9 protein-coding genes and 2 pseudogenes are annotated in these 13,078 nt (G+C 61.9%); 4 read left to right on the forward strand and 7 right to left on the reverse strand.

The features are described 5' to 3' along the window. Position 1: 1 nt before the first annotated feature. The 6 genes and pseudogenes from K8374_RS07955 to K8374_RS07980 all read right to left on the reverse strand — a co-directional run bounded on the left by K8374_RS07955 (position 2) and on the right by K8374_RS07980 (position 5,729). Complete coding sequence (locus K8374_RS07955; protein WP_224458570.1) at positions 2-838, reverse strand: TlpA family protein disulfide reductase; 837 nt, start codon at positions 836-838, stop codon at positions 2-4. Continuing rightward, positions 838-2,550 (reverse strand): protein-disulfide reductase DsbD, encoded by a 1,713-nt coding sequence (gene dsbD / locus K8374_RS07960; RefSeq protein ID WP_224458571.1) that lies wholly within the window; start codon positions 2,548-2,550, stop codon positions 838-840. Before dsbD ends, K8374_RS07955 begins: the two co-directional genes overlap by 1 nt. A gap of 142 nt (positions 2,551-2,692) precedes the next feature. Beyond that, a pseudogene (locus K8374_RS07965) lies at positions 2,693-3,318 on the reverse strand (GAD-like domain-containing protein). A 192-nt stretch (positions 3,319-3,510) separates the two neighbouring features. After that, a pseudogene (locus K8374_RS07970) lies at positions 3,511-3,765 on the reverse strand (T6SS immunity protein Tdi1 domain-containing protein); the annotation flags it as partial. Between the two features lie 402 nt (positions 3,766-4,167). Continuing rightward, positions 4,168-4,482 carry a DUF3630 family protein gene (locus K8374_RS07975; RefSeq protein ID WP_224458572.1) on the reverse strand — a complete coding sequence of 105 codons (315 nt, stop codon included), beginning with the start codon at positions 4,480-4,482 and terminating at the stop codon, positions 4,168-4,170. Beyond that, positions 4,482-5,729, reverse strand: coding sequence for a DUF6861 domain-containing protein (locus K8374_RS07980; protein WP_224458573.1), 1,248 nt, complete (start codon positions 5,727-5,729; stop codon positions 4,482-4,484). Before K8374_RS07980 ends, K8374_RS07975 begins: the two co-directional genes overlap by 1 nt. A gap of 916 nt (positions 5,730-6,645) precedes the next feature. Here K8374_RS07980 and K8374_RS07985 point away from each other — a divergent pair. The 3 genes from K8374_RS07985 (at position 6,646) to K8374_RS07995 (ending at position 10,245) form a co-directional block, all read left to right on the forward strand. Beyond that, on the forward strand, positions 6,646-7,329 hold the full coding sequence (locus K8374_RS07985; protein WP_224458574.1) for a response regulator transcription factor: 684 nt from the start codon (positions 6,646-6,648) through the stop codon (positions 7,327-7,329). After that, on the forward strand, positions 7,326-8,648 hold the full coding sequence (locus tag K8374_RS07990; protein ID WP_224458575.1) for an ATP-binding protein: 1,323 nt from the start codon (positions 7,326-7,328) through the stop codon (positions 8,646-8,648). Before K8374_RS07985 ends, K8374_RS07990 begins: the two co-directional genes overlap by 4 nt. Before the next feature lie 196 nt (positions 8,649-8,844). Then, positions 8,845-10,245 (forward strand): aspartate aminotransferase family protein, encoded by a 1,401-nt coding sequence (locus tag K8374_RS07995; RefSeq protein ID WP_224458576.1) that lies wholly within the window; start codon positions 8,845-8,847, stop codon positions 10,243-10,245. 73 nt (positions 10,246-10,318) lie between these two features. On the opposite strand, the gene K8374_RS08000 is transcribed toward K8374_RS07995, so the two are convergent. Continuing rightward, positions 10,319-11,245 (reverse strand): siderophore-interacting protein, encoded by a 927-nt coding sequence (locus K8374_RS08000; protein WP_224458577.1) that lies wholly within the window; start codon positions 11,243-11,245, stop codon positions 10,319-10,321. A 137-nt stretch (positions 11,246-11,382) separates the two neighbouring features. Between K8374_RS08000 and K8374_RS08005 the strand changes: the two genes are divergently transcribed. Continuing rightward, positions 11,383-13,005, forward strand: coding sequence for a twin-arginine translocation signal domain-containing protein (locus K8374_RS08005; protein WP_224458578.1), 1,623 nt, complete (start codon positions 11,383-11,385; stop codon positions 13,003-13,005). Positions 13,006-13,078: the final 73 nt, after the last annotated feature.

The raw sequence follows: 13,078 nt of genomic DNA on the forward strand, positions 1-13,078 counted from the left end.
GTCAGTTTCCTTGTGCGGCGGGGGCAGGCGCAGTGGCCTGCTCGAAAGGTTCCAGGGCGCGGTGCAGGCTGGCGCGAGATAGCTCGCCCAGGTGGCTGCCGATCAGGCGTCCGTCGGCGGTGTAGAACAGGGTGGTGGGCAAGGCCATGGAGCCGACCCGTTCGGCCAGCTGCCCGGTGCCGTCGAACAGCACGTGGGTCAGGCTCAGGCCGGTGGTGGCGAGGAAGGTGCTGACGTTTTCCGGCGTTTCGCCCTGATTGACGAACAGGAAGGTCACGTGCGGGTAGTCATCCTGCGCTTGTTGCAGCACCGGCATCTCGCGGCGGCAGGGCGGGCACCAGGTGGCCCAGATGTTGATTACCAGCGGCGTACCACGGTAGGCGTGCAAGGCCACGGATTGTCCGGCGGCATTGCGCAGGCTCAACGCCGGCAGCTCGGTGCCCTTGCTGTACAGGTGGCTGCCGAGGCTGGCCAGCCCCCAGAACAGGGCACCGCTGAACAATGCCCAGCCCAGCGGGCGGCGCAACCCAGGGTGGCGTCGGTACTGCCACAAGGCACCGGCAACGATGCCGGCCAGGCCGGCCCAGGGCAGGAAGCCGCCGTCGCGGATATCGATGATCTGCAGCGGCTCCTCGCGGAACATCGGCCAGTAGGCCATCACGAAACCGAGGCGGGCGCACACCAGCCCCAACAGGAACAGGTTGAACAACGCCGACTCGGGGTTTTCGCCACCGCGCCGGGCCACCCACCAGCCGACCACGCTGGCCACGCACAGGGCCGCGAGCAACAGCAGGTGGTTGAGGGCCATGGTCAGCGGCCCCAGGGTCACGCTCAGCATCAGCCTTGGCTCCTGGTCTGGGCCCAGTGTCGTTGGAATGCGTCGGCGTCCACCTCGCCGGTGATGCGCCGGGCCCGGCGCTCGTCGCCTTCCGGGCCGATCCAGATCAGGCTGGGCGGGCCTGGCACCTGGTAGCGTTGCAGCAGTTCGCGGCTGGCGGGTGTATCGGCGGTGACGTCCAGGCGTATCAGGTGTACCTCGGCGAGGCCGGCCAGGACATCAGGGCGGGCGAACACCTGCTTTTCCATCACCTTGCACGACACGCACCAGTCGGCATAGTAGTCCAGCATCACCCATTGGCCACGTGCCTTGGCGGCGTCCAGCTCACGTTGCAGCGCCTGGGGCTGGCTGACGGTGACGAAGGCATCCTCGGCCTTGGCCGCCGCGCTTGGCGTGCTGCCCCCGGCGAAGGGGTGCAAGGGTTGCCAGAGGTCATCGCCACCGGCCGCCGCACCGACCAGCAGCAGGCCACCCCAGAGCGCGCCGAGCAGCGGCACCGCACGCAAGGCCGGCAGGCGCTGCAGGGCCGGCCAGGCCGCCCAGGCCAGGGCGATCAGCCAGGCGCCGCTCAGGGCCAGCAGCAACGGGGCTGGCAACAGGCTGCGCAGGGTGTACAGGGCCATGGCCAGGAAGACGAAGCCGAACAGCCCCTTGACCCGATTCATCCAGGCGCCCGGGCGCGGCAGGTAGCGGTTGCCGACGGTGACCAGCAACAGCAACGGCGCGCCCGTGCCCAGGCCCAGGCTGAACAGCACCAGCGCGCCCTGCAGCACGTCGCCGCTCTGGGCGATGTACAGCAGCGCCCCGGCCAACGGTGCCGTCATGCAGGGGCCCATGAGCAGGCCGGACAGCGCCCCGAGCAAGGCCGCGCCATACACATTGCCGCCACGGGTGCCCTGGCCGGCCCGGTCGAGGCGGTCGCGCAGGGCGGTGGGCAGCTGCAACTCGAAGGCGCCGAACATCGGCAGGGCAAGGATGACGAACAAGCCCGCCAGGCTGCCCAGCAACCAGGGTTGCTGCAGCCAGGCCTGCAAGCTGGCGCCGAGCAGGGCGGCGACCACCCCGAGGGCGGCGTACACCAGGGCCATGCTCAGCACATAGACCCCGGCCAGCAGCCAGCCGCGGCGGGCGCTGGCACCATTGCCCAGCACCAGCCCGGCGAGAATCGGCAGCATCGGCAAGGAGCAGGGCGTGAAGGCCAGCAGCAGGCCCAGCCCGAAGAAGGCTGCCAGGCTCCAGGCCAGGCTGGCCTGCTGCAGGCCGCTGGCCAGGGCCTGGTCGCTGGCCTGGTCGGCTACCGGGGCGGCCTGGCCGCCGAGGTCGATGGCCGTGGTCTGCGGCGGGTAGCACAGGCCAGCGTCGGCGCAGCCCTGCCAGCCCAGGCGCAACTGGCCTTGGGCGCCTGCGGGTATCAGCAACTCGAGCTGGTGGCGGTAGACCGCGCTGTCGCCGAAGAACTCGTCGTGGTGATTCTCGGCGGCAGGCAAGGCGGGGTGCTGGCCAGGTGCAAGGCCATCGAACTTCAGGCGCTTCTGGTAGAGGTAGTAGCCGTCCTTGATCTGGAAATGCAAGCGCATCTGGCCATCGGGCAGGCGGTCATGGGAGAGGACGAAGGCCTCGTTGACCGGCAGGAAGTCGGGCTTGGTCTCGAAGGGGTTGGCCTGCAGAGGCCCCGCCAGGAGGAATGTCAGGAAGAGCAGGAGGACGCGCATGTCTTCGCCTTGGCAATGCATGGAATGGCGCCATGCTGGCCTGGGACGATTAACCCAAGGTTAACCCTGAGGTGGCGGGGCAGATTGGCCGAGCAGAAACAGAGGATAGCCTGCAATCCTGTAGGCGCGGGCTTGCCCCAAGCTAGTGCGCTTGCTCGTCGCCGAGTTCATAGGGCTCGAGCTCGCTTAGTTGGGAAAGCAGCACCAGATGTTCTACGGCCTTCAGCTTTTCAAGGTGCTCGAGGCGGCCTGGCCCTCCCAGCATCAAGGCAGGAACGAACCCATACATTTCGTCAGGCCTGAGAACGCCCAGCTTTTCCTTGGCCGAGTCGAATAGCTCATTGAAGTCAAGATACGCTTGGTCAAATGACAGGAGGAACGACCGAAAGGCTCTATTCATAGCGTGTGGCGATCTCTCGGCTGGATCATAAGTGTATCGAGAGACATTGCAGAAAATACAAAGTGATGGCCCCGATTTTTCGCCCCATAAGTACAAGTCGCCAAATGCGCTACGCGCGATGACATGATAGGTATCAGTCATTTCGAGCGCTGAGCTTTGCATCCAGCTGGTGAGTACGTTTTCGTACTCTTGAGGGTTGACCATCCACAGGATTCCCTCTCCGTAGCCACACCACCATGCTCTGCCCAGAACTGAAGTAGTTGGTCGGGTAATATACCTTCATACCGGCTGATGCTAGAAGGCGGAACCTCCTGTCGAAGCATCGGTTCGCCAGTGGTTTCAAGTAATATCGAATATATCTCGTCCATAGTGTTTCTTCGCCAGCACTTATGCGGTTTTTATATTCAGGAATGTTGGTTTCCCTTCTTGCTTCCGGCTATCAGGTCTGGGTTGTGGGGTGCTACCAGCGTGCTCATCGTTTCTTTTTGCTCTTTCGGCTGCAATACGGGGGTGTTATGTGATGACGGCTGCGTTCATTCGTTCAGCTCCTTGTTGTATGTTTAGAAGTCGGAGAAGCTGTAGGGCTCGATATTGCAAAGCTGAGATAATAGCACCAGATGTTCGATCGCTTTCAGCTTTTCAAGATTCTCGAAACGAATGGGGCCGCCAAACACCAAGGCTGGAACAAAGCCGTACATCTCATCCGGGCCCAGTATGCCGAGACGATGTTTGGCGGGCTCGAACATGTCATCAAAATCATTAGAGTCTAAGTCTCTAGAGTCGAAAAAATTCTGCACCTCTCTGTCCATGTCAGCTGCCGATTAACCTGCCTATCGCCAAAATCAGAGATAGCGTCCCGTCCACTCGCACGGAGGACAGGGTTTTGCAAGGCTGCGAGCGTTGACACCGTCTCCTTAGCTTGCATTTCTGAAAGCTTTCTTGCTTCACGCGGTCCCATCGTTTTCGAAAAATCCAATGCCTTTGCAAATCCAGCCCGATGAATCGCTCGTCTCGTGAGTGGAACGGAACGTCTATGTCGATTGCCAAGTGAGAAGGGAGGGATATTTGAACGACTCGCGACTCGCTAGTGCTCAAATCAATTGAGAATAAGGGGAGCGGTTCCAGAATCCCCTAAGAAGGAAGGCGAAGAGCCTACCTTCAATAGGGACGGATGAAGGCCTGTCCCAGAGAGACTGCAGTGTATCCATGCTGGGTCCTTAGTCATTCTGCTTTGTTAACTTGGTTTTGAAATCGGAAAGTAATGAGTCACCTTTTTGCGTTAAAGATTCGAGCGAAACCATTACTGGGAAGTCGTCGAAAGTTAAGTGAAATATCTCCTGTTCAATGGTGATCTCCCAAACTCTTATGTCGATAGAGTCCGATTTTTTTTCAAGCCTACCATTAAGCAGGTTAAGTATTTCTTTCGCATAATCTGGAAAGTCCTCCCAGTTTATGCTTGAGGTCAAATTCAGGCAGGCCCTGCCAGAATGCATTGTATCTATATTCAAGGCGTCCAGCTTAACGTTGTTCATTAAAATAGATCTCCACCGCCGGAGCGAGTTGCGCTCTCAATGATTTGTTCAGAAGATTTGCCTTTTTCAATAAGCCATTCAAATGTAGGTCCAAGTTTGTCTCCGTACTTCCCCATGTTGCGCTCGTCAATCACTTTTAATAGATCTTGGGGTGTGAATTCCCTGTATTTCAACTTGATGGCTGTGCGAGAGGAGTGGGCGAACTTAGCAATTGCTTCGATGTTCGTGTTTGACGCTTTCATGGCACCTATGCGTTGTTGTAGCTCGAATACTTCTCTTACATATAGCTGTCTCAATGCGGGAAGATTTCCGAAATCGCCATCAGCTCTAAATCGTACGTTATCCCATTTCGGAGCTTCTAGTCCACTTAGTGGTTTTGCTCTGATGAAGACCTGGCTGGAAGGTGGTTGCAGCTCTGGGTGTGCCAGTATTGCAGTCTGGTTCTTTTCTAGCCAAGTTATTAGCTCTCTGTTTTTTGCTTCGGATTTAAGCTTTAGGACTCTGGATGCAATGCTTTCCATGCTGTTGGAAATGCCTGAGCTTAATGAGCCGCGTAATAGATATGCAACGATCGCAGTAAGTAGCAGTTTTATTAGTTGTTCCTGGCCTCTGGCCAACTGGTTGGCAGCTTGGCTTACCATCTGCTCTCTGCGATTTGCAGAGCCTCCTGTCGGATCAAGTCCGCTAGGTATACCATCTTCGGAATGCCAAGCAGTAACAATGCCTTCCTGCAGTGTGGCGAGGCAACTGGGTATTCCCACGAGAAAATATTCAGTGATTGCTGATAAGCCTAAGCTAAGAAGTATAAGGCTGCCAATTTCCAGGCCAATCGCACCTCCTGCAACTGCGCCAGGCGCTGCTCCCACACCAAAAGCCATAGCGCCGAAAGCGCCACCTATAGTAGAACCAACTGTGATACTGCCACCAAGAATTAGCGAGACTTCTGTAGCAAGTTTTCGAAGTATATTGAGTATCTGGTCTATGTTAATGACAGACCAGTGCTGTCTGACTCTTTCTAGGAATATAGGTTCTGCGCGATAAAATGCCTCGCGCACAGCATCAATTCGATTTCCACCTAAGCTCCCGTAGGTTCGATCGAATTGATAACTTAGGCGGCGTGTAAAACCATTCCAATCCTGGCTGTTTTCGTGCCAGGAGGTCTGAATGCTTTGATTTAATTCGCCAAATTTTGTTTCCAGGTTTCGCTCTATTTCGTCCCATGTAGGAATTTGGTTCAAGAAGTCCATTTTAATCCGTCTTCCTTAAAGCATACTGGTTAAACTGATTGGCGCTTACCGAATCGAGTTTTAGTGCCAGTTAGAGATGGCTAAATCGTGGCTGATACAAATTTAAAGGCCCTCAATCTTTCAACCTTAAATCTAATGCGTATCCGTCAGGTGTGCAAATGTGTGCGTCGGTGATGCCCAGGGCGATTTCTCAGCGTGGCGAGAAGCTAACAAGTATTATCGACGGTGGTCATGCGCACAAGGTTCAATTTGGGGTAAAACTGGTAGGTCAGTCAAACGGCCGCTTCCATGCCCTTCTCTATGGGCGTGTGTAAGCGAGTTCCCAGTATTTCCTTGAGCGAACATTCCAGAGGGCCGCGGTAGGACCAAGCTCATTTCTCCCAGTGTATCCGTCGACATGTGTATCGGGCTCCGACTGCTTCGTTAGATGTGGGCCGAGGTCGCTGTCGAGCCGGGCAAAGTCACGCCGTTGCTGGTTGCGACAGTTTTAATTCTCTAGCGCTTGGCGCCAAAGCTGCATTTTTGCAAGTTGCGACAGCTTTGCGCTTCATCCAAACGAGGCAGGGGCCCGCGAAAACCGGGGGCGATTTGGACAGTTTTAATTCTCTAAACTCACCCATTTTATCGTTTATGCGACGTTCGATCTGCTGCCATGAGGGCACCCAATGCCACAACCCCATTCGCTGTCTCCCTGACAACCCGCTGTTCAGGGCGACATCACATCACGCATCCAAGGTGACTATTTCCGGGTTGTATGTAGGATGTTTCCGCTTTGTATTGGCAGGGAAATGATTCTTTACAGGCTGTGCTGGTTGCAGGCCCGAATGGGCATGGGCCTATCGTGTCGCCCGTTGCATAATCGTCTCTTAATCCACCCAGGGTGCAATGTCAGCCTCACCTACCGGGAGCCTCTCCAATGCACGTATTGCTCTGCGAGGACGACGACCTGATCGCCAGCGGCATCTGCGCCGGCCTCACTGCCCAGGGCCTGACCGTGGATCGGGTGGCCAGCGCCTCGGCTGCCCAGGCCTTGCTGCAGGCCGCGCAGTTCGACGTGATGATCCTCGACCTCGGCCTGCCCGATGAAGATGGCCTGAAGCTGTTGCGCCGCCTGCGCCAGCAGGGTGTGACGCTGCCGGTGCTGGTGCTCACCGCGCGCGATGCGGTCACCGACCGGGTCGATGGGCTGCAGGCCGGGGCCGACGACTACCTGCTCAAGCCCTTCGACCTGCGCGAGCTCGCAGCGCGCCTGCACACGCTGTTGCGTCGAGTGGCCGGGCGGGCGGTGAATGTCATCGAGCATGGCCCGCTGCGCTACGACCCGAGCAGTTGCGAGGCCACCCTGGCTGGCCAGGCCGTGGACCTGTCGCGCCGCGAGCAGGCGCTGCTCCAGGCATTGCTGCAGAACCCCGGGCGGGTGCTGTCCAGCGAGCAGCTCAAGGACTGCGTGTACGGCTTCAGCGACGAAGTCGAGAGCAACGCCCTGAACGTCCATATCCACCATTTGCGGCGCAAGCTGGGCAACAGCATCGTCGAGACCGTCCGCGGCCTGGGCTATCGTCTTGGCCCGGCCCAGGCCCCGCAGGGCGCCACACCATGAGCTTGCGCGCGCGCCTGACGCTGATCCTCGGCATCGCCTTCGTCATCATCTGGGCGCTGGCCGCCGCGTGGATGCTGCGCGACCTGCGCCAGCAGATGATGTTTTCCCTCGACCAGCGCCTGGTGGCTTCGGCACGCATGGTTGCCGGGTTGATCGAGCAATTGCCGCAGCCGCTGGCGAGCAAGGGCCAGGACGCGCATTTTTCCGCCGACCAGCTCAGTGTGCCGGACGGCATGGCCTGCCAGGTCAGTTCCCTGCGCGGCGAGATCCTGGCCAGCAATCACAAGCACGACGGTGCCATGGACGACCAGCGCAGCGGCTTCCGTGACCAGACCATCGACGGCGCGCTCTGGCGCACCTTCACCTACAACCACGGGGATGTGCGGATCACCACCGCCGACCGCCATCAGGAACGCGAGGCGCTCAACCGCTCGATACTGCTGGCTGCCTCGGCGCCGGTGTTGATGGCTTTGCTCGGCAGCCTGGGGTTATTGTGGATCGGCGTGGGCAAGGGCCTGGAGCCACTCAACCGGATGCGCGATGCCCTGCGCCGGCGCCGTGCCGACAGCGTCGAGCCGTTGCAGGTGGCTGGCATGCCCAGCGAGTTGCAGCCCTTGCTCGAAACCCAGAACCAGTTGTTCCTGCGCATCGCCCAGACCATTGAGCGCGAGCGCCGCCTCACCGACGACGCCGCCCACGAACTGCGCAGCCCGCTGACCGCGATCAAGACCCACCTGCAGGTGGCCCGCATGACCGACGGCGCGGTGCGCGAGCAGGCGCTGGAACATGCCGAGCAGGGTACCGACCGCATGCACCGCACCCTGGAGCAATTGCTGATGCTGGCGCGGGTGGAAGGCAGCCTGTCGTTCGACGATGGCGTGCAGTGCAGCGCCGAGCAGGTGGCGCGCCAGGCGGTCCAGGATGCCGGCGGTGGCGACAACCGGCGCATCGTGGTGCGCCTGCCGGAGGAGGCTACGCGCGTCTACCTGGGCATGCCAGCGCCGCTGGCGGTGGCGGCGTTGCGCAACCTGCTGGACAACGCCCTGCGCCATGGCGGCGACGCAGCCGTGGAACTGGAAGTGCAGATGGCTGACGGGCAGGTGGGCTTCATGGTCCGCGACCATGGGCCCGGGATCGCCGAGGAAGACATGCAGCACCTGACCGAGCGCTTCTGGCGCCACGACCAGAGCGGCGGCTGCGGCCTGGGGTTGGCGATCGTCCAGGCCATCGTCCAGCGTTGTGCCGGCAGCCTGCGTTTCGAAAACCCTGGCGATGGTTTGCGTGTCTGGCTGCAGGTGCCGGCGCGCCAGGGCAACTGAGCCCTGCCCGCAGTCTGTGGAGGATCACCCCAACCTCTGTGGGAGCGGGTTCACCCGCGAAGACCCACCCTGCAATCTCAAATCAACCGGTAAATCCTCGCCCCGCTGACGCGTTCTCCAAGCGACAACCACCCGACACACATCCGGTTACAGGGAGCGTGGCGGGGCATATTCGCTTGCTTGCGAGGATTTTCCGATGTCGACCGCTTCCAGACTTGCCCAGACCCTGCCGCCCAGCGCCCCGCAGGCGTTGTATGAATTCGAGGATTCGCCCCTGTTGTTGCGCCAGCAGCGACAGGAGTCCAACGCCCGCAGCTACCCGCGGCGCATCCCCTTGGCGCTCAAGCGTGCCCGTGGGATTCATGTGGAAGACGTCGAGGGCCGCCAGTTCATCGATTGCCTGGCTGGCGCGGGCACCCTGGCCCTGGGCCACAACCACCCGGTGGTGATCGAGGCGATCCAGCAAGTACTGGCCGATGAGCTGCCCCTGCATACCCTGGACTTGACCACCCCAGTCAAGGACCGCTTTGTCCAGGACCTGTTCGGCCTGCTGCCCGAGGCCCTGCGCCGCGACGCGAAAATCCAGTTCTGCGGGCCGACCGGCACCGATGCGGTGGAGGCTGCGCTGAAACTGGTGCGCACGGCCACCGGGCGCAGCACGGTGCTGGCGTTCCAGGGGGCTTACCACGGCATGTCCCAGGGCGCGTTGAGCCTGATGGGCAGCCTGGGGCCGAAGCAACCCTTGGCGGCCCTGCTGGGCAATGGCGTGCAGTTCATGCCGTACCCCTACGACTACCGCTGCCCGTTCGGCCTGGGCGGCGAGGCGGGCGTACGGGCGAACCTGCAATACCTGGAGAACCTGTTGTGCGACCCGGAGGCCGGTGTGGCGCTGCCGGCGGCGGTGATCGTCGAGGTGGTGCAAGGCGAGGGCGGCGTGATCCCGGCGGACATCCAATGGCTGCGCGGCCTGCGAGCCATCACCGAGCGGGCGGGCGTGGCGCTGATCGTCGATGAGATCCAGAGCGGCTTCGCCCGTACCGGGCGGATGTTCGCCTTCGAGCACGCCGGTATCGTGCCGGACGTGGTGACGCTGTCCAAGGCCATCGGTGGCAGCTTGCCACTGGCGGTGGTGGTCTACCGTGACTGGCTGGACACCTGGCAGCCAGGCGCCCATGCCGGAACCTTCCGTGGCAACCAGATGGCCATGGCGGCTGGCTCTGCGGTGATGGGCTACCTGGTCGAGCATCGCCTGGCCGAACATGCCGAGGCCATGGGCCAGCGCTTGCGCAATCACCTGTTGGGCCTGCAGCAGGACTATTCGCAACTGGGGGATGTCCGTGGGCGTGGCCTGATGCTGGGGGTGGAACTGGTGGACCCGGCTGGCGAGCGGGACGCGCTGGGGCATCCACCTACCAGCCGGGCCCTGGCGCCGAAGGTGCAGCGCGAATGCCTGAGGCGTGGGCTGATCCTCGAGCTGGGCGGGCGTCATGGCGCGGTGGTGCGCTTCCTGCCGCCGTTGATCATCAGTGCCGAACAGGTCGACGAAGTGGCCGGGCGGTTTGCCGAGGCGGTGAGGGCGGCGGTGGCTGTGGGATGAGTGAAGAGGGGGCCGCCGTGCGGCCCTTTCGCGGGGCAAGCCCGCTCCTACAAGGGGATTGCGCAGCGCTCTTTCAATCGAACGTCCTGCCGGCGCGCCAATACCCCATCAAGGCCAGGCAGTCGCGCCCAAGCCCTCGCTCCTTGACCAGGTAGCGGCGAATGTCCATGACCGCCGCTGACTCGCCGGCGATCCAGGCGTGGAATTCGCTTCCCTCGCTGCGGCCGTGCTCCCAGAGAAGGCTGCGTTCGATATTCACCTCTTCCAGTTTCACCGCACCTGCCGTGCCGCACGGTAGGCTGGCCAATTCGCGTATCGCGTGGCGTATGGCCTGGCCGTGCTCGCAACGCAGCAGGTCGCGAGGCAACCAATGCACCTGTGCTGTGGGGCTGTGGCGCAACGGCAGGCAGTCGGCCTCCAGCGGTACTTCGATGAAGGCCTGCACTGCCAGCGCCGGGCGGGTGTCGGCCAGTTGCTCGAGGATGCCGGCCAGGGCCGGCAAGGCAGTTTCGTCGCCCATCAGGAGCACGTGCCGGGCGCTGTGTGGTGGTTTCCATTCATAACCGCCGGGGTCGCCTTCATAGGCCAGGTTCGGCGCCACCATCTGCAGCCGATCGCCAATGCGCGCCTGGGTTGCCCAGGTCGAGGCCGGGCCATTGATGCCATGCAGGACGAAATCCACATCGACCTCCAGCGCGTCGCGGCGCAGGGCGCGTATGGTGTAGGTGCGCATCGGCGGGGTGTGCTCGGGCGCCAGCCCCTGGCGCGCCTGTTGCCAATGGCCATCCTTGGGTAACCGGGGCGGCTGCCCGGCGGGCGTGGAGAAGAACAGCTTGACGCGTTGATCGGGGGCCAGAGTCGTCATTTGCGCCACATCGTCACCGGTGAAGACGAACCGGCGCAGGGAAGGGCTCAGTGGCTCGATGCCCTTGAGTTCGATATCGAACAGTCGATAGGCCGTGGCCTTCGGTCGCAGCAGGCGGGAGAGGAGGGATGTCATGGTCGGTGCCTCTGGTAGACGGAGTCCTGGAAGGAACGAGCCGGCCTGGCCCTGAATTAAGGCAGTAAATTTCCCGTCCCAGGTTACGTCTTAGCTTGGATAGAAACCGCAGCGTGGCAGGAACGGATAGAGGCGCAATGACCATTTCCCGACGAGGATTCATCGCAGGCCTGGCAGTCGCGGGGGCGACCGGTGCGGCGGCCTACTATGCGCACAAGGCATTGAACCATGACCCCGATGACGACATCGTCACGCCAGGCGAGGCCAGCGTGGAACTGGCCGACTATGCCGGACAGGTGTTGGCCGACCGTCTGCGGGGCATTTGGGATCTTCGTTTCGAAGGCGCCGAGGCGGGCCTCGACGGTCTGCCGGTGGCTGGTGTCGAACTGTTCCTCGATGTTGCCACCAAGGGCCGGGGCCTGCGTGGTTTCGTCGACACCGGCGAGCGCTTGCGCGGTGAAGGGGTGGCCCATTACCGCGTCCTGGGCGACCTGGTGGGGGCGTCCGCTGCCCAGGTGCGCTGGCGCTTGCTGAACCGGCACGGTGGCCCGAGCTATGAATGCGTGGCCAGCCTCGACGAGGTCTGGGGCAGCTTCGCCAATGCCGGCAGCGGCACCCTCAGTGGCCGGCTGCAGCGCTTGGACCGACCTTTGACGCTGCCGGTCGCCGACAGCCGCTTCGTGGCGGTCAAGCGCCTGTTTCCCGAAGCGCGGGAGCGCATCGCCTATACGCCACAGATGCAGGCATGGGTGGTCAGCGCCGAGCACCGCCTGTTCCACCAGCTCTGGCATGCGACCCGGGACAAATGGCACCGGCTGTCCGACAAGCAGCGCGGTGCCTTGCGTGGCCTGGGCTGGCAGCCCGGCCCGCGTGACCATGAGCGCGATGCCAGGGGGCCGCACAAGCACCGCAACGGCTCGGGGGTCGATTTCCTGTTCATGCACCGGCACATGCTCGATGCGGCGCGTCGCCTGCAGGATTTGCCGTCCTGGTCGCACTTCCCGCTGCCGCAGCCGAGCGTGGAATTCGACCGTGTGGGTTTTGCCCGCTACCACGAGAACCAAGACGGCTGCTGCGTGCCACCCAGTTGGCAGGCACCGGGCGATGACGCCTATGGGCAATGGGTCTCGGCGATCAAGGCCAGTGAAACCTTCTGCAGCAATTTCCAGGTCTGGGAGTCGCAGTACCAGGACCCGCGGTACCTGTCGAAGCTGAGCCTGGGTGCGCTCGGTTCCGAGATGGAGATGACCCTGCACGACTGGCTGCACATGTGCTGGGCCTCGGTGCCGCGCGACCCGATCAATGGTGCCCCGGTGCCGTTCGCCCGTGACCCCGCCGATTTCGCCGCGCGCTGGTTCGGCGCCGAGAACGATTTTCTCGGCGACCCGTTCTCGTCCCATGTCAACCCGGTGTTCTGGGGCTTCCATGGCTGGATCGACGACCGTATCGAGGACTGGTACCGCGCCCATGAACGGTACCACCCCGGCCAGGTACGGCGCCTGGAGGTCAATGGCGTGAAATGGTTCGCGCCAGGGCGCTGGGTCGAGGTCGACGACCCCTGGCTGGGGCCGGACACCCATGGTTGCAGCACCCTGCCGGGCACGCGCCCTGGCAAGTCGGTGGAGATGGATGTGGAGACCATGAAGCTGGCGCTGCGCATCACCTTTGGCGAGGACGACAAGCTGGGTGAGCTGGTGCGCCGGGTGCCGCGTCGGCCCTGGTATGCGAGACACCTGTCGTTGAAGAATATCGTTGCTTGATGGCTGGGGGCGCTTTGCGCCCCTTTCGCGGGGCAAGCCCGCTCCTACAGAGTATTGTGTCGGCCTTGTGGAA

Origin of the sequence: Pseudomonas sp. p1(2021b), assembly GCF_020151015.1 — a bacterium.
In the GTDB taxonomy this organism is placed as follows: domain Bacteria; phylum Pseudomonadota; class Gammaproteobacteria; order Pseudomonadales; family Pseudomonadaceae; genus Aquipseudomonas; species Aquipseudomonas putida_K.

What these genes read in the sequence shown, in the direction of transcription:
- dsbD (WP_224458571.1), bottom strand. Translation starts at nt 2,550, where the DNA reads ATGCGCGTCCTCCTGCTCTTCCTGACATTCCTCCTGGCGGGGCCTCTG.
- K8374_RS07985 (WP_224458574.1), top strand. Translation starts at nt 6,646, where the DNA reads ATGCACGTATTGCTCTGCGAGGACGACGACCTGATCGCCAGCGGCATC.
- K8374_RS07975 (WP_224458572.1), bottom strand. Translation starts at nt 4,482, where the DNA reads ATGAACAACGTTAAGCTGGACGCCTTGAATATAGATACAATGCATTCT.
- K8374_RS07995 (WP_224458576.1), top strand. Translation starts at nt 8,845, where the DNA reads ATGTCGACCGCTTCCAGACTTGCCCAGACCCTGCCGCCCAGCGCCCCG.
- K8374_RS08000 (WP_224458577.1), bottom strand. Translation starts at nt 11,245, where the DNA reads ATGACATCCCTCCTCTCCCGCCTGCTGCGACCGAAGGCCACGGCCTAT.
- K8374_RS07980 (WP_224458573.1), bottom strand. Translation starts at nt 5,729, where the DNA reads ATGGACTTCTTGAACCAAATTCCTACATGGGACGAAATAGAGCGAAAC.
- K8374_RS07990 (WP_224458575.1), top strand. Translation starts at nt 7,326, where the DNA reads ATGAGCTTGCGCGCGCGCCTGACGCTGATCCTCGGCATCGCCTTCGTC.
- K8374_RS08005 (WP_224458578.1), top strand. Translation starts at nt 11,383, where the DNA reads ATGACCATTTCCCGACGAGGATTCATCGCAGGCCTGGCAGTCGCGGGG.
- K8374_RS07955 (WP_224458570.1), bottom strand. Translation starts at nt 838, where the DNA reads ATGCTGAGCGTGACCCTGGGGCCGCTGACCATGGCCCTCAACCACCTG.